Origin of the sequence: Bariatricus sp. HCP28S3_D3 (assembly GCF_052065755.1) — a bacterium.
GTDB lineage: Bacteria > Bacillota > Clostridia > Lachnospirales > Lachnospiraceae > Allocoprococcus.
The window spans coordinates 233,403-248,468 of sequence record NZ_JBQHTK010000001.1 but is presented as its reverse complement, the minus strand read 5'-3'; the positions used below and the strand labels follow the sequence as shown (position 1 = coordinate 248,468).

The 15,066-nt window shown below is 43.2% G+C and carries 18 protein-coding genes; all 18 read left to right on the top strand.

Annotation, left to right across the window (positions count from 1 at the left end):
* Positions 1–11 precede the first annotated feature (11 nt).
* The 18 genes from ACTNB3_RS01155 to ACTNB3_RS01070 all read left to right on the top strand — a co-directional run bounded on the left by ACTNB3_RS01155 (position 12) and on the right by ACTNB3_RS01070 (position 15,045).
* On the top strand, positions 12–2,270 hold the full coding sequence (locus ACTNB3_RS01155) for an LTA synthase family protein (RefSeq protein WP_441024186.1): 2,259 nt from the start codon (positions 12–14) through the stop codon (positions 2,268–2,270).
* 24 nt (positions 2,271–2,294) lie between these two features.
* On the top strand, positions 2,295–3,605 hold the full coding sequence (locus ACTNB3_RS01150) for a bifunctional folylpolyglutamate synthase/dihydrofolate synthase (RefSeq protein ID WP_441024183.1): 1,311 nt from the start codon (positions 2,295–2,297) through the stop codon (positions 3,603–3,605).
* Complete coding sequence (locus ACTNB3_RS01145) at positions 3,598–3,732, top strand: hypothetical protein (protein WP_427806263.1); 135 nt, start codon at positions 3,598–3,600, stop codon at positions 3,730–3,732. The genes ACTNB3_RS01150 and ACTNB3_RS01145 overlap by 8 nt, the downstream gene beginning before the upstream one ends.
* A gap of 11 nt (positions 3,733–3,743) precedes the next feature.
* Entirely contained in the window at positions 3,744–5,126 is a 1,383-nt protein-coding gene (locus ACTNB3_RS01140; RefSeq protein WP_427806264.1) for a tetratricopeptide repeat protein, read from the top strand.
* A 131-nt stretch (positions 5,127–5,257) separates the two neighbouring features.
* Positions 5,258–5,572 (top strand): STAS domain-containing protein, encoded by a 315-nt coding sequence (locus ACTNB3_RS01135; RefSeq protein ID WP_427806265.1) that lies wholly within the window; start codon positions 5,258–5,260, stop codon positions 5,570–5,572.
* Positions 5,572–6,042 (top strand): anti-sigma F factor, encoded by a 471-nt coding sequence (spoIIAB, locus tag ACTNB3_RS01130; RefSeq protein WP_427806266.1) that lies wholly within the window; start codon positions 5,572–5,574, stop codon positions 6,040–6,042. Before ACTNB3_RS01135 ends, spoIIAB begins: the two co-directional genes overlap by 1 nt.
* A complete protein-coding gene (gene sigF, locus ACTNB3_RS01125) occupies positions 6,021–6,734 on the top strand; it encodes an RNA polymerase sporulation sigma factor SigF (RefSeq protein ID WP_441024181.1) in 714 nt (237 codons plus the stop codon). The genes spoIIAB and sigF overlap by 22 nt, the downstream gene beginning before the upstream one ends.
* Before the next feature lie 70 nt (positions 6,735–6,804).
* A complete protein-coding gene (locus ACTNB3_RS01120; protein WP_427818870.1) occupies positions 6,805–6,984 on the top strand; it encodes a hypothetical protein in 180 nt (59 codons plus the stop codon).
* Positions 6,968–7,633 (top strand): stage V sporulation protein AA, encoded by a 666-nt coding sequence (locus ACTNB3_RS01115; RefSeq protein ID WP_427806269.1) that lies wholly within the window; start codon positions 6,968–6,970, stop codon positions 7,631–7,633. The genes ACTNB3_RS01120 and ACTNB3_RS01115 overlap by 17 nt, the downstream gene beginning before the upstream one ends.
* Positions 7,593–8,009 carry a stage V sporulation protein AB gene (locus tag ACTNB3_RS01110; RefSeq protein WP_427806270.1) on the top strand — a complete coding sequence of 139 codons (417 nt, stop codon included), beginning with the start codon at positions 7,593–7,595 and terminating at the stop codon, positions 8,007–8,009. Before ACTNB3_RS01115 ends, ACTNB3_RS01110 begins: the two co-directional genes overlap by 41 nt.
* Positions 8,010–8,028: 19 nt before the next feature.
* Entirely contained in the window at positions 8,029–8,481 is a 453-nt protein-coding gene (locus ACTNB3_RS01105) for a SpoVA/SpoVAEb family sporulation membrane protein (protein WP_427806271.1), read from the top strand.
* Positions 8,482–8,654: 173 nt separating this feature from the next.
* Positions 8,655–10,400, top strand: coding sequence for an EAL domain-containing protein (locus ACTNB3_RS01100; RefSeq protein WP_441024179.1), 1,746 nt, complete (start codon positions 8,655–8,657; stop codon positions 10,398–10,400).
* Between the two features lie 103 nt (positions 10,401–10,503).
* Entirely contained in the window at positions 10,504–10,707 is a 204-nt protein-coding gene (locus tag ACTNB3_RS01095) for a hypothetical protein (RefSeq protein ID WP_427806276.1), read from the top strand.
* Positions 10,704–11,714 (top strand): stage V sporulation protein AD, encoded by a 1,011-nt coding sequence (locus ACTNB3_RS01090; protein WP_427806277.1) that lies wholly within the window; start codon positions 10,704–10,706, stop codon positions 11,712–11,714. The genes ACTNB3_RS01095 and ACTNB3_RS01090 overlap by 4 nt, the downstream gene beginning before the upstream one ends.
* A gap of 60 nt (positions 11,715–11,774) precedes the next feature.
* A complete protein-coding gene (locus ACTNB3_RS01085) occupies positions 11,775–12,131 on the top strand; it encodes a SpoVA/SpoVAEb family sporulation membrane protein (protein WP_427806278.1) in 357 nt (118 codons plus the stop codon).
* Positions 12,132–12,207: 76 nt separating this feature from the next.
* Entirely contained in the window at positions 12,208–12,723 is a 516-nt protein-coding gene (locus ACTNB3_RS01080) for an NUDIX hydrolase (RefSeq protein ID WP_441024176.1), read from the top strand.
* A gap of 13 nt (positions 12,724–12,736) precedes the next feature.
* A complete protein-coding gene (locus ACTNB3_RS01075) occupies positions 12,737–14,377 on the top strand; it encodes a Na/Pi cotransporter family protein (RefSeq protein ID WP_427806280.1) in 1,641 nt (546 codons plus the stop codon).
* Between the two features lie 134 nt (positions 14,378–14,511).
* Complete coding sequence (locus ACTNB3_RS01070) at positions 14,512–15,045, top strand: AAA family ATPase (RefSeq protein ID WP_427806281.1); 534 nt, start codon at positions 14,512–14,514, stop codon at positions 15,043–15,045.
* Positions 15,046–15,066: the final 21 nt, after the last annotated feature.

Genomic DNA, 15,066 nt, shown 5'->3' with positions numbered 1-15,066 from the left:
GAGGTTGTTTTATGAAAAAAATTCAGTTTAAGAAATTCAAATTCAAGAAACCTGATATCAGTGGAAGTATTCAAAAACTGAAGAATTTAAGAATGGAAGACATCAAGGATTACTGGAAAATGAAGCATGAACGCCGGGAAAGGATTCTGGAGGAGCGAAGAAACAGTGAATTTTCCAGAAAGATGGCACCGTATTACCGGCTGATGAATCGTTTCTCGCTGCTTCTTCACGCAATCTGGGCAATTCTGATCAATTTTATAATTGAAGCCTTATCAAGACATTCTTTGATAGAAGCATGGGATTACATGACAGAGTCACCGCTTGTATTTTCCTATAATGCATTTATGATATTTGTCACTTTTACCGTTGTATATCTGGTACGGCGGAGGGTGTTTGCAAGAATTATTATCAGCGTGGTATGGTTGTTCCTGGGGGTCTGCAATGGCATCATGCTGTTGAAACGAGTTACGCCTTTTAATGCCCAAGATTTGAAGACTTTTAAAGAAGGCCTATCGCTTTTTACTAATTATTTTTCCCCGTTAGAACTGATCATGATTGCAGTCGGTGTGAGTGCACTTTTGGTATGGGGTGTTGCCATGTGGCGAAGAGGAGGGCAATATGAAGGAAAATTGCACCGTCTTCTTGCGCTTGCAGGTGTTATTGTGAGCTTTGGAGCATATTCTCTGGTGACAGATCTGGCAGTTGAAAACAGAGTTGTTTCCACATATTTTGGGAATATTGCGTTTGCCTATGAGGATTATGGACTTCCATATTGCTTTGCCGCGAGCCTGTTTAATACAGGAATTTCGCAGCCGAATGATTATAATGAAGATACAATTCAGAGAATCAGCAATAACGGAGAACTGACAGAGAGTACTGCTGATACGGATGTTATGCCGAATGTGCTTTTTGTGCAGCTGGAGTCATTCTTTGACACTTCTGAGTATGAAGCACTTCAGACATCGATGGATCCGTTGCCAAATCTTAGAGAGATGTTTGAAGAGTATTCTTCCGGGTATTTTAAAGTGCCTTCTGTAGGTGCCGGCACGGCGAACACGGAATTTGAGGTGCTGACGGGGATGAACCTGCGTTATTTCGGCCCGGGAGAATATCCGTATAAAACGGTTCTCAAGAATCAGACGGCAGAGAGTGCAGCCACTGCATTTGCCGAGTTCGGATATGGTACACATGCGATTCATAACAACGGCGGAAATTTCTACAGTCGTGCAAAAGTATTTAACAATATTGGATTTGATACATTTACCAGTAAAGAATTTATGAATATTCTTCAGTTGACTGAAAACGGATGGGCCAAGGATGATATTCTTCTAACGCATATTGCGGATGCGTTGGATTCAACAGAACAGCAGGATTTTGTCTTTACCATTAGTGTGCAGGGTCATGGAAATTACCCGGAGACGAAGCTGATCGAGAATCCGAGGATCACAGTCAGCGGAATGGAAACTGAGGAAAAGAATAATGCCTGGGAATATTATGTCAATCAGGTATATGAGATGGATCAGTTTGCCGGAAATCTGGTGAAGATGATGGAAGAGCGGGGAGAGCCTACGGTCATTGTTTTCTATGGTGACCATCTTCCGACAATGGGACTGGAGGCAAAGGATCTGAAGAGCCGTTATCTCTATAATACGAATTATGTGATCTGGGATAATCTTGGACTTGAGAAGCAGGATCGCAATATACCGGCATATCAGATTATGGCCGATGTGATGGAACGGTTGGGACTGCATTCCGGAACAGTATTTAATTACCATCAGCAGAGAAGAAAGACGAAGGATTATCTGCTCGATCTGGAACTTCTGCAGTATGATATACTTTATGGAAAACAGTATGTGTATGAGGGAGAGCTTCCGATTACGGAAGGCCATATGGAAATGGGAATTAAAGAAGTGACGCTGACCGGACTGAATAGTAATCTGAATGGAAGTTACAGCCTCTATGGAACAAACTTTACGAAATGGAGTAAAGTTTATATTAACGGAGAGAAGCAGAAGAGCACATTTTTGAATAATACGCGAATTGAACTTCCGGAAAGCAAACTGGAAGAGGGCGATATTATAACAGTTAGTCAGGTGGGATCCAGCAATACGATATTTCGCACATCTGCGGAATATATCTGGATGAGTGGAAACCTATTAAAATATACAGATGAGCTGAAGCAGCAACTGGAAAGAGATCAGGGTACGACAGTTTCTGAAGTGAAGGATACAGATGCAGAAAAAGAGCCGGAAACGGAGGAAAATCAGTAACATTCTGCACAGTGAGGGGAAAGCGTGAATTACGAAGAAATTATTCATTATATAGAAGAGATACCTAAATTTACGAAAAAACACACATTAGAACATACTCGGGATTTTTTGAGAAGACTTGGAAGTCCCTGTCACAACAGAAAAATCATTCATGTGGCAGGGACGAATGGAAAGGGGAGCGTCTGCGCATATATGCAGGCGATTCTTCTTTCTGAGGGGAAAAGTGTTGGACTTTTTACATCCCCTCATTTAGAAAAAATGAATGAGAGAATCAAAATTAACGGAATCGACATTACAGATGAAAAATTTGAAAAAATATTTAACAGTGTGAAGGGTGTCGTGAATGAAATGGAAGAGGAAGGAATCGGACACCCCTCGTATTTTGAATTTCTGTACGGAATGGGAATGACAGCATTTGAAGATGCCGGGACAGAGTATGTGATTCTGGAGACCGGGCTGGGAGGACGTCTGGATGCGACAAATTCATTTGCACATCCGTGTCTTACGGTGATTACTTCCATTGGAATGGATCATACAGAGATTCTGGGGGATACGTTGGAACAGATTGCTGCAGAAAAGGCCGGGATCATAAAGGCAAAGGTTCCGGTTTTCTTCGATGGAAGCTGTCCGGAAGCAGCTGCCGTAATCCGTCGAATGGCAGCAAATGTCGGTGCACCATGTAAAGAAATCGGGAAAGATGCGTTCGAAATTCAGGAAATTACGGACAAACATATTGCTTTTTCCATTTGTAGTGAGTATGATAGTAATACCAAATGGCAGGTTGAAAGTACCGGCATTTATCAGGTTATGAATGCAGGAATAGCCATTATGGCGATGCGGTTCATATTGGGTGATGAGGCAGACACGGAGAAATGGAAGGCCGCAGTGGCTGCCACATACTGGCCGGGAAGAATGGAAACAGTTATGAAGAATGTCGTTCTGGATGGGGCACATAATCTGGCTGCAATAAACCGATTCGCGGAAAGTATCCGGGAGCAGAAAAAATCAGGGAATTTATTGAAAGATAAACTGGTCATTTTATTTTCGGCAGTTTCGGATAAAGATTATGAACATATGATCAAGGTGCTTTGTCAGGATGTGGATGCAGACGTATATGTTATAACAAAACTGGAAGATAAAAGAGGGGCAGATGCCAGGACCCTGGCGGAAGTATTTGAGAAATATACGGAAAAGCCGGTTCTGGAAGAAGCGTCTCTTAGTGAGGCATTTGAACGTGCAATAGAAGAGAAAGGAAAGAATGGAAGGCTGTATTGCCTTGGTTCTTTGTATCTGATTGGTGAGCTGAAAAGGCTGATAGGAGGCAGACATGCTTAATTTTGAAGAAGAACTGAAGAAATTTAAACCAAGTCTGGAAGTGGAAGAGATTGAAAAAGCTGTTTATGAAGAAGATTTGACGGATATGACAGATATTTTGCGGGAGATGCTTGAAAAAGCAAAATAGGGGAGAGTTTCATGGATTATTTACAGAAGTTTGCGTATCAGTCAAATTACTGGTACAATGATGGTCTGAAAAAGGCAAAAATCCGGGATCTGTCCGGGGCTATTTTGTCTTTGAGGAGGAGTTTACAATATAACAGAGAGAATATTGCGGCAAGAAATCTATTGGGACTTGTGTATTATGGCCGAGGTGAAGTGGTAGAGGCTTTGGTGGAGTGGATCATCAGTAAGAATTTCAAGTCTTATGAGAATATTGCCAATTACTATATTAAAAAAGTACAGGAGACACCGAGTGAGCTGGAGACGATCAATCAGGCGATTCACAAATACAATCAGTGCCTTCTATACTGTCGCCAGAATGGAGAGGATCTTGCAATCATACAGCTTAAAAAGGTCATTGCAGCGCATCCGAGTTTCCTGAAGGCGCATCAGCTTCTTGCACTTTTATACCTTCATACAGAGCAGTATGCTAAGGCAAGGCAGATCTTGCGACGTGCGCATAAGATGGACATTACCAACGAGATCACACTTGCGTATATGCATGAATTGACACAGATGCGAAGTCAGAAAGTGGCAAAGCTGAAAGAAGAGAAGGAACAGACGGTAACCTATAATCTCGGAAATGAAACGATCATCCAGCCGGTATCTGCGAGCCTTAAAGATAATGCGGCTGTGCTGACGATTGTCAACATTCTGATTGGCATTCTGGTCGGGGCAGCAGTAGTCTGGTTTCTTATATCGCCTGCTGTCAACCAGAAACGTACAGAAAATGCGAACCGGAATGTGATTGCATTGAGTGAAGAGGTGGAGTCGCGGGATACACAGATTGAGACATTGAAAAAAGAACTGGAAAGTTATCGGAATACCAGTGATCAGGCAGAAAATGCATTGCAGACTGCCCAGTCCACACAGCAAAGTTATGAGGCTTTGATGAAGGTGGCGGAGCAGTACGAAGGCGGAGCAACCAGTAATGCAGACATGTTGGATGGACTGTTTACGGTGAGCCCGGATGCGCTGGGCGAACAAGGAAAAGCTATCTATGATGAAATCTCAGGAGAGCTTTTCCCGACGATGTGTTCACGCCTTCTTGCACGGGCAAAGGAGAATCTGAATGAAAGCAATTATGCAGATGCAGTCACGAATCTGGAGAAGGTCGTCAGAATGGAGGCAGGTTATAGCGATGGTGAGGCTATGAAACTTCTGGGAGATGCATATGCCGGCAGCGGTGATGCTGATAAGGCGAAAGAAGCATATGGGAAGGTCGTATCAGATTATTCAGGAACACAGGCTGCGACAGATGCCCAGAGTGCTCTGGATGCAATGAATACAGCATCGTCACAGAATGACGGACAAAATACAGCAGATGGCAGCCAGACGGGAAATACAGGAACAGAATAGAGGAAAATCATTATCATAATATACGAGAGAGAAGGATATGCGGATATGCATATCCTTTTTCTTTTGGTTCTGTGGTAAGGCATATGACAAAAGCGTCCGTTGGGCGTGAATTAATAAAAGGAGGAGTATCTATGCAGTATCAGGTTGAAGAAAATTGTCTGACGATTTTTCTGCCAAAGGAGGTGGATCATCACAATGCGGAAGAAATCAGAAAAGAGGCCGATCAGGTCATTGCAAAGAAGCATATTAAGCATGTGATATTTGATTTTAGCAGTACGAATTTTATGGACAGCTCCGGGATTGGAGTCATTATGGGAAGATATAGGCAGATCTATCTTCTCGGAGGTGAAGTCTGGGCAGTTCATGTGGGAGAACGCATGAAGAAAATCCTGAATATGTCAGGGGTAACCAAAATTATGCAGCTTTATGAGGAGGATATGGAGTAATGGAATATGCAGCAGAGGGAAAGAAAAATGAGATGGAGCTGGTATTTGACAGCCTGTCAGAAAACGAAGGATTTGCAAGAGTTGCCGTGGCGGCATTTATGACACAGATGAATCCGATTCTGGAGGAAGTGTCCGATGTGAAAACAGCAGTTTCCGAAGCCGTTACAAATTCGATTATTCACGGCTATGAGAAGGAAAAAGGCAAAATACGAATTTATTGTTGTGTTTCAGGAAGGGAACTTTACTTAGAAGTGGAAGATTATGGAATCGGAATTGAAGATGTTCAAAGAGCGATGGAGCCACTTTATACTTCGAAACCGGAGCAGGATCGTTCCGGTATGGGGTTTGCATTTATGGAAGCGTTTATGGACAAAGTAGAAGTAGAATCCATTCCCGGCGAAGGGACGATCGTTAAAATGAAAAAAACAACAGGAGACAGTAATCAAATATGGAACACACGCTCGCTTTAATCCAAAAATCTCACGAAGGAGATGAAGAAGCGAGAGCACAATTGGTGGAAGAGAATACCGGACTAATCTGGTGTGTGGTAAAACGATTTTATGGAAGAGGCGCAGAAGCGGAGGATCTGTTTCAGATTGGAAGTATCGGTCTTTTAAAAGCAATTGATAAATTTGATCTGTCTTATGATGTGAAATTTTCAACTTATGCAGTTCCAATGATTTCAGGAGAGATCAAACGTTTCTTGAGAGATGACGGAATGATCAAAGTAAGCAGGTCTCTAAAAGAGCTGGCATACAAGGCTTTTGCATGTCAGGAGGAATTACAGAGAAAATGGGGAAGAGAGCCAATGCTCCATGAACTTGCAGAGTGTATGGGGGTAGAAAAGGAAGATCTGGTCATGGCTATGGAAGCAAATGCAGAAGTGGAATCGATTCACCAAACGGTTTATCAGAAAGATGGGCAGGAGATTCAACTTCTGGACAAGCTGAAAGAGCAGGAATCTGGAGAAGACCGGGTACTGGAACGAATTTTGTTCAGAGAACTGCTAGAGCAGCTCGGAAAGGAGGAAAGACAATTGATCTATCTTCGATATTTTGCGGACAAGACTCAGACAGAAGTTGGAGAACAACTGGGAATTTCTCAGGTTCAGGTGTCAAGAATGGAGAAAAAGATATTGGAAGAGCTCAGGAGACAACTATAAAAAAACAAGAAAACTGCATATTTTACAAAAAAGATGACATACTACCAGCAGAAAGAGAGGTGTGTGGATTATGGAAAAAACAAAAAGAAGGATCCGCATCTTACTGCTGGCAGTTTTGATGTTTGCGGTCATTATCGGAGCAGTTTACTATTTTCAGACCATGGAATACTCGGACGATCGGACAGAGGGGACTCTGGTTGCAAAAATGTATGGATGGGAAGGGGACAACTGCTATGGCATCCGGAAATGATATTTTGTATATAAAAGGGGAAAAAAACACAGAGGTATCAAAGCTGGAAGTGACGTTGGGAGATTTACTTTCTATGGAATGCAGTAATCAGAATGTGCTGAATAAGGTCAAAACTCTGCGGATTCTGAAAATTCCTGAAAAAGGGCAGCATCGTTTTGTTATATCGGTTCTGAAAGTGATTGAATGCATTCATAAGGAATATCCGAACCTGACGATTCAGAATGAAGGAGAGATCGATCTTATCATCACATATGAAAACCCGAAAAAGCAAAACCGGCTGTATCATCTGGCCAAAGTCTGCGTTATTTCGGGGATTACATTTCTGGGAGCTGCTTTTTCCATCATGTCGTTTAATAATGATGTCGGAATAACGAAAATGTTCGGTCAGATCTACAGTCAGGTAATGGGGCATCCGTCAGACGGTTTTTCTCTGCTGGAACTCACATACAGTATTGGTCTGATTATAGGGATACTGGTATTTTTCAATCATTTTGGAGGAAAGAGGTTCTCTGTAGATCCGACGCCTATGGAAGTGGAAATGCGGCTCTATGAAAACGATATACAGTCAACTCTGATCGAGGCATACTCCAGAAAGGAGATGGAGCTGGATGTGGGGAAAACAGATTCTTCTGGGAATACTGGGGCTTAGTGCCGGAATGGGAACGGCAGCAGGACTGTTCTCATTTATCATCGGATTAGGAGTTGTTTCGGATTTTGCCGATCGAACCCATACCGGAGAAAAAATTCTGTGGTATGAGGACTGTATAGCAGCCGGAGGAATTCTGGGAAATCTCTTCTGGGTCTATCAGATCTGGATTCCGGGGGGAAGATGGCTGCTGTCTGTGTTCGGATTATTCTCCGGAATCTTCGTGGGCTGCTGGTCTATGGCACTGGCGGAGGTGCTGAATATTTTTCCTATTTTTGTGCGAAGAATAAAATTGATAAAGTGTATTCCGTTTCTGATTCTGGGGATGGCACTCGGAAAAGGAATCGGAGCAATCTGGTATTTCTACATGAGATGGTAAAAAAGAATGTGGTTGGAGGATGCAAATGAAACAGAATGGTTATGAAAAGTATGTAAAAGAAAGAACTCCAGTAAGAAAGCTGGGACCGGATATGGCAAAAGCTTTTGTGACAGGAGGAGTGATCTGCGTGATAGGGCAGGGGATTCTGAACTATTGTGAAATGCTGGGATTGGATCAAGATACGAGTGGAGGGTGGTGCTCTATGATTTTAGTGCTTTTGAGTGTGATCCTCACCGGAATCGGAGTGTATCCGAAGATTGCAGACTGGGGAGGAGCAGGTGCGCTTGTGCCGATTACGGGATTTGCCAACTCAGTAGCTGCACCGGCAATCGAGTATAAGAAAGAAGGACAGGTCATGGGAATCGGATGTAAGATCTTTACGATAGCCGGACCGGTCATTCTATATGGAATCTTTACAAGCTGGGTATTAGGAATCATATATTGGATCGGAACAGTGACCGGAGTGGTGTAAGCCACTCCTTTATTAGTTTCGTGTGTAAAAATGGAAAAAGTGCTCATGTTTATCTAGTAAAACACAGCATATTTTGGTGAAATGAAACATATAGTGGCATTTTGGGCAATCATGCTGCTGAAAGGAGTATTGTATCAAAGATATGAAAGGACAAAAGATCGGGGAGGGGTACTGTGAAAACGGGAAATAGAATGCAAAGTGAAAGAACGCATAACAATGAGTGCGATCATCTTACCGGGCTTTGCAGCAGAGAAGCGTTTTACTTGCAGGTCTCAGACATTCTGGAGAAAGATCCGGATACGCAGTATGATATGGTCGTAGCAGACGTAGAGAACTTTAAAGTGGTCAATGAACGTTTTGGAATCAAAAATGGAGATAAAGTGCTTTGCTACCTGGCGGATAAGTATCAGAGACTTCTGAATGGAGAAGGAATCTGTACCCGTATGCATGGAGATGTATTTGCTATGCTGATCCGGCATGGTGACGGAAGCTGGAAGGAACGGATTCTATGGCAGTTTGGAGAAAATGAGAATGAGATGGAATTTCGAAATCTGGTGATCAAATATGGAATATATGAGCATGTAGATCGCAGAATCGTACCGTCCGGGATGTGCGACAGAGCTGTACTGGCGCTGAACCGTATCAAAAAGATGTACGGTAAAAATGTAGCTATGTACGATGACTCTCTTCGTGCAACACTTCTTCGTGAACAGCAAATCCTTGATACGATGGAAAGAGCGTTAAAAGAACGCCAGTTTCAGGTTTATTATCAGGCAAAATATGATATCAATACAGAGAATATCATCGGAGCAGAGGCATTGGTGCGATGGATCCATCCGGAAATGGGATTTATGTCTCCGGGGGAGTTCATTCCGTTATTTGAAAAAAATGGATTTATTGTAAAAGTGGATTATTATGTGTGGGAGGAAGCATGTAAAATACTGAGAAAATGGAAAGAGGAAAACAGAACGATGATTCCAATCTCTGTCAATGTTTCTCGGGTGGATTTTGAATTGCCGGGACTCGTAGAAAGGATCACCCATCTTGCAGATCAGTATGAGATCGAACGAAAATATCTGCATCTGGAAATCACGGAATCGGTTTACACCGATGAACCGCAGCAGATCATACAAAAGAACTCCAATGACCGGAAAAATATTCTTGGGTTTATCATTAGCTTGTCAAAATGGCTGAATCTGTCTACGATTGCAGAAGGCGTGGAGACGAAAGAGCAGATTGAAAAGCTGAAAAGTTTAGGCTGCGATTATGTGCAGGGATATTACTACGCAAAACCTGTACCGTATGAGGAGTTTGAACAGCTGTTGGATAAAAAGACAGAAAGCAAAGCATCGGTTGATGTGATTGCGAAGGAAGAAGAAATATTGAAAATATGTAGTGGAGAAAAATATTCGATTCTGATTGTTGATGATAATGAAATGAACAGAGAACTCCTGAAATCAATGCTGGAAGAGTATTACACTGTGCATGAGGTTTGCAATGGTCAGGAGGCAATGGACTATCTTTTGGAGCATCCTGGAAAGATTTCCCTGATAGTTCTGTATGGTGAAATTCCGCTGGATGATATGGAACTGTTTAATCAGATTCTGGAGGAGAAGCAGGCTAAATATTTATTCCTGATGGACAGCGATGGTAATTATATCGTCAGATATGGAATTACACTAAAAGAAAAGAGTTTGATAGAAACGTTGGATATGGTCCGATTTGATAAGGACAATCCACAAGTACATAACAGCACACAGGTGCTGGAAAAAATGAAGAAAAAGGAAGAGATTCTGTATGCAATCAACCGTGGCCAGAACGAGGAGATTGGAGTGCTCACGCCGATTCCTGACAGCTCCTCGGTCGGAGTGGCGCTGATGCCGGATCATGGAATAGATTGGATAATGTTTCCAGCTTAGAAACGAAAGATATGAGTTATACTATGCAGGTAAGAAAATCATTTTAGAAGATGACTTAAAAGATTATCTGATTTATCAGGATGAAATGACAGGAGAAAGAAGTATGGAAGAAAGAAATGTAAGAGAATTGCCGATCGGTTTTACAATGAATCTGGCAATGAATGAGAAGGCGATGAAAGCATTTTCCAATATGGATGAAATGCAGAAAAGGAGTGTAGAAGAAGAAAGCAGACGAGTGAAATCTAAAAATGAAATGGAGAATCTTGTGAACCGTCTGGCACAGGAAGAAATGGGGTGCCGGCAATGAATCACATGAAAGGGATGCAGAGCATTTTATTTGGAGAATCTCCGTTTCTTACCAGCAGCGGCTCGGTAGTTGGAAAGAAAGAGAGTGAAGGTCCGCTGGGAAAAAAATTTGATATTGCGTCAGACGACGATCTGTTTGGAGAGCAGACATGGGAAGCGGCGGAAAGCACGATGCAGACTATGGCCTGTCAGCTTGCGATGAAAAAGGCAGGAGTTATGCCGGAAGAGATTCGGTATCTCTTTGGCGGTGATCTGCTTCGCCAGGGAATTGCAACTTCAATGGGTGTGGAGGAGCTGAAAATACCCATGTTCGGACTTTTTGGAGCTTGTTCTACCTCCGGGGAGGCGATTGCACTTGCGTCAATGACGGTAGCAGGAGGTTACGCAGAGCAGGTTCTGGCAGTAACCTCCAGTCATTTCGGGAGTGCGGAAAAAGAGTTCCGGTTTCCGCTTGGATATGCGAATCAGAGGCCGCTTTCCGCGTCTTGGACTGTGACCGGAAGCGGGGCATTTCTTGTGGGCAAAAAGAAGAGTCATGTGCGAATCGGTGGTGTGACAATTGGAAAAATAGTGGATTACGGTATGAAGGATTCACAAAACATGGGAGCCTGTATGGCGCCTGCGGCCTGTGATACGATTTTGCAGAATCTTGCGGATTTCGGATATCAGACAAGTGATTATGACCGGATTATAACCGGAGATCTGGGATATGTAGGACAGACGATATTATTTGACCTGATCCGTAAAAACGGAGAAGATATCAAAGAAAATCATATGGACTGCGGAATGCTGATCTTTGACCAGAAAACACAGAACACCAATGCCGGAGGAAGCGGCTGCGGATGTGCGGCGGCAACACTGTCTGCATATATTCTTCCAAAACTGGAAAAGGGTGAGTGGAAGCGAATTTTATTTGTACCGACCGGCGCACTGATGTCTACCGTCAGCTATAACGAAGGAGAAAGCGTACCGGGAATCGCACATGGAATCATTCTGGAACACTGTTAGAAGGAAAAAGCAGATTGGATGAGGCATAAGAAAATGTAACAGAGACAGGAGGAGAGACAAATGGATTATGTGAATGCATTCTGGGTAGGCGGGCTGCTCTGTGCACTGGCACAGATTCTGCTGGATCGTACGAAGATGATGCCCGGAAGGGTTATGGTGTTTTTGGTTGTGACAGGCTGTATTCTGGGATTTACCCAGATTTTCAAACCCTTGCAGGAATATGCGGGTGCCGGTGTGAGCGTGCCGCTTCTGGGATTTGGAAATACATTGTGGAAGGGCGTAAAAGAGGCAGTCGATCAAAACGGATTTATCGGAATCTTCATGGGAGGATTTAAGGCCAGCGCGGTAGGGATCTGTGCTGCTCTTGTATTCGGATATCTGGCATCCTGGATTTTTGAGCCGAAGATGAAGAAATAAAAAACTTCATTGTGTTCTCGTATAAAGAATGATACAATCAAAATTGACGGAAAATGTCTGAAATGAGGACGGAACAATGGTATTAACAACACTATGCTATATTGAAAATGAAGATTCTTATCTGATGCTTCATCGTGTCAAAAAGAAAAATGATGTAAATAAAGATAAATGGATTGGAGTCGGTGGAAAGTTTGAGCCGGATGAAAGTCCGGAAGAATGTCTGCTGCGGGAGGTATGGGAAGAGACGGGACTGCGTCTTACTTCCTACCGCCTGCGCGGTGTCCTGACTTTTTTGAGTGAAGGATGGGAATCAGAGTATATTTTTTTGTACACGGCAGATGGTTATACCGGTGAGATCGGTGAGTGTCGGGAAGGTACACTGAAGTGGGTGAAAAAGCAGGATGTTGAAAAACTGAATCTGTGGGAAGGAGATAAGATTTTCTTCCGGCTTTTGAATGAAAATGCTCCGTTCTTCTCTATGAAGCTCTGTTATTGTGGTGACGTATTAAAAGAGGTTATCCTGAACGGACACCGAATCATACCGGAATGTACGGAAACAGGGCGGTCTGACATTTCAAACAATCATACATAAGAGGAGAAAAAGCATGGATTATGTAAGTATTATCATCCCCTTTGTCGGGGGACTGGGAATGTTTATCTATGGAATGCAGATCATGGCACAGGGACTGGAGAATGCTGCCGGGGACCGCATGAAATCACTGCTGGGAGTCTTGACGAAAAATAAGTTTTTCGGTGTGCTTCTAGGAGCATTTATCACGGCAGTAATCCAGAGTTCTTCCGCCACAACGGTCATGGTGGTCGGTTTTGTCAATGCCGGAATCATGAATCTGCAGCAGGCCATGGGTGTTATCATGGGAGCCAATGTAGGTACAACGATCACCGGCTGGCTGGTGTCCAGTGTGGAATGGGCCGAGTTCCTGAGTCCGTCTACGCTTGCGCCGCTTGCGATCATGCTTGGTGTTATCATTATGCTGACCGGAAAGCGGCGTTCATCAAAAGATGTTTCCAGTATCGTGATCGGGTTTGGACTTCTGTTTGTCGGAATCTCAACGATGTCCGCATCCGTTGCACCACTTAAGGATTCAGAGGCGTTCTGCAGTATTTTTGTGAAATTGGGACACAATCCGATACTTGGTATTATTGCAGGCGCGGTTGTGACGGCTGTCATCCAGAGTTCTTCTGCATCGGTCGGAATCCTGCAGAGTCTTGCTGCAGCGGGACTGGTACCTTTCGGTGCTGCAATCTATATCATCATGGGTCAGAATATCGGTACATGTGTGACTGCGATCCTTTCAAGTATGGGAGCGAAGAAGAATGCCAAGACAGCAGCGCTGATGCATCTTCTGTTTAATATTATAGGAACCGTCTTATTCAGTATTGTGGCAATCATTTACTTGAAAACAGTAAACCCCGCATGGGCAACAGGAACAATAACGCAGACACAGATCAGTATGGTGCATACGATATTCAATATTGCGACAACTGTAATGCTTTTCCCACTTTCCGATTATATTATTAAACTTGCGAAGAAGATCGGTAAAGTCGAGGATGGTGAAAAAGATGACAGTATGGTACTCCTTGATGAACGTATGATGGAGACGCCGAGTCTTGCACTTCAGTCTCTGTTTTCAGAAGTTATCAGAATGGGACATATTGTTGAAAAGTCACTACAGGTGGCCAAAGATGTCTTGTTCTCATTGAATGAAGACGAAATTCAGCTTCTTAGGGAGGATGAAGAGACTGTCGATAAGCTGAGTGCCGGAATTACATCTTATGCGATCAAATTGACTTCACTGCAGATCAGTCAGAGAGAACATCAGGATGTTGCCCACATCCTTCAGGTCGTATCTGATATGGAACGTATCAGTGATTACTGTGAGAATATTTCCGAATTTGCAGAAGCTCTGGCTGAGAAAAAGGTGATGTTCTCAGAAGTGGGAAGAGAACATCTGACAGAGATGATAGAGGTTTGTACAGATAGTTATCTGAACGCGTTGAAGGCGTTTGAAGAAAACGACAAGGACAGCGCACTTAAGACAATTGAGAAAGAGACGGAAGCGGATGGAATGGAGATCTCGCTTCGCGCAAAACATATCGAAAGGCTGACGAACAACCAGTGCAATACAGAAGCAGGTATTGTATTTCTGGATACGCTTGTATGCATGGAACGTATTTCCGATCATGCAAGAAATATTGCGGAAGAAGTGTTGGAAGCACATAATTAATCGATCAGACTTTGTAAAACAGACAGGATTTCTTTGAGAAAAGCTGTCTGTTTTTTCTTCTCGTGATTGCGGCAAAAGATAGAATATTGTATAATATAATCAACTATTTTCAGATAAAATGGGAGGCGGTCAGTATGAAAAAAAATGTGATTATTACTATTGGAAGGCAATTCGGAAGCGGTGGACACGAAGTCGGGAAGCGTTTGTCCGACAGACTCGGCATACCCCTTTATGACCGCAACCTGATTCAGATGGCAACCAAAGAAATGGGGCTTTTGCCGGATCAGTCCGATGAAGGGCAGCTCAGTAAAGAAGTCTTTCAGATACAATCTGATCTGATCCGTAAGCTGGCAGATAAAGAGCCCTGTATCATTATCGGGCGATGTGCGGATTACATTCTGGAAGGGCGGCATACCTGCCTGAATGCTTTTGTTTATGCGGAGATCAGGGACAGAATTCACAGAATCATGAGAATCTATAATCTGAATGAAGAAGAAGCATGGGAAAAAATCAAGAAAACCGATGCGGAACGAAAAGAATACTATGAGAAGCATACCGGAAATACATGGGGGAGCATTGAATCTCACCAGATGTTATTTAATGTTAGTCTCATGGATATTCAGGACGTGGTGGATACGCTGGCAGCTATGTATCGGGCAAGAAGATAGTCTGTCTGTTCCTTCTGCGGA

Excerpts from the sequence above, each read along its gene's own strand:
- ACTNB3_RS01155 (WP_441024186.1), top strand. The coding sequence starts at position 12 with ATGAAAAAAATTCAGTTTAAGAAATTCAAATTCAAGAAACCTGATATC.
- ACTNB3_RS01145 (WP_427806263.1), top strand. The coding sequence starts at position 3,598 with ATGCTTAATTTTGAAGAAGAACTGAAGAAATTTAAACCAAGTCTGGAA.
- ACTNB3_RS01140 (WP_427806264.1), top strand. The coding sequence starts at position 3,744 with ATGGATTATTTACAGAAGTTTGCGTATCAGTCAAATTACTGGTACAAT.
- ACTNB3_RS01135 (WP_427806265.1), top strand. The coding sequence starts at position 5,258 with ATGCAGTATCAGGTTGAAGAAAATTGTCTGACGATTTTTCTGCCAAAG.
- spoIIAB (WP_427806266.1), top strand. The coding sequence starts at position 5,572 with ATGGAATATGCAGCAGAGGGAAAGAAAAATGAGATGGAGCTGGTATTT.
- sigF (WP_441024181.1), top strand. The coding sequence starts at position 6,021 with ATGGAACACACGCTCGCTTTAATCCAAAAATCTCACGAAGGAGATGAA.
- ACTNB3_RS01120 (WP_427818870.1), top strand. The coding sequence starts at position 6,805 with ATGGAAAAAACAAAAAGAAGGATCCGCATCTTACTGCTGGCAGTTTTG.
- ACTNB3_RS01115 (WP_427806269.1), top strand. The coding sequence starts at position 6,968 with ATGGCATCCGGAAATGATATTTTGTATATAAAAGGGGAAAAAAACACA.
- ACTNB3_RS01110 (WP_427806270.1), top strand. The coding sequence starts at position 7,593 with ATGTGGGGAAAACAGATTCTTCTGGGAATACTGGGGCTTAGTGCCGGA.
- ACTNB3_RS01105 (WP_427806271.1), top strand. The coding sequence starts at position 8,029 with ATGCAAATGAAACAGAATGGTTATGAAAAGTATGTAAAAGAAAGAACT.
- ACTNB3_RS01095 (WP_427806276.1), top strand. The coding sequence starts at position 10,504 with ATGGAAGAAAGAAATGTAAGAGAATTGCCGATCGGTTTTACAATGAAT.
- ACTNB3_RS01090 (WP_427806277.1), top strand. The coding sequence starts at position 10,704 with ATGAATCACATGAAAGGGATGCAGAGCATTTTATTTGGAGAATCTCCG.
- ACTNB3_RS01085 (WP_427806278.1), top strand. The coding sequence starts at position 11,775 with ATGGATTATGTGAATGCATTCTGGGTAGGCGGGCTGCTCTGTGCACTG.
- ACTNB3_RS01080 (WP_441024176.1), top strand. The coding sequence starts at position 12,208 with ATGGTATTAACAACACTATGCTATATTGAAAATGAAGATTCTTATCTG.
- ACTNB3_RS01075 (WP_427806280.1), top strand. The coding sequence starts at position 12,737 with ATGGATTATGTAAGTATTATCATCCCCTTTGTCGGGGGACTGGGAATG.
- ACTNB3_RS01070 (WP_427806281.1), top strand. The coding sequence starts at position 14,512 with ATGAAAAAAAATGTGATTATTACTATTGGAAGGCAATTCGGAAGCGGT.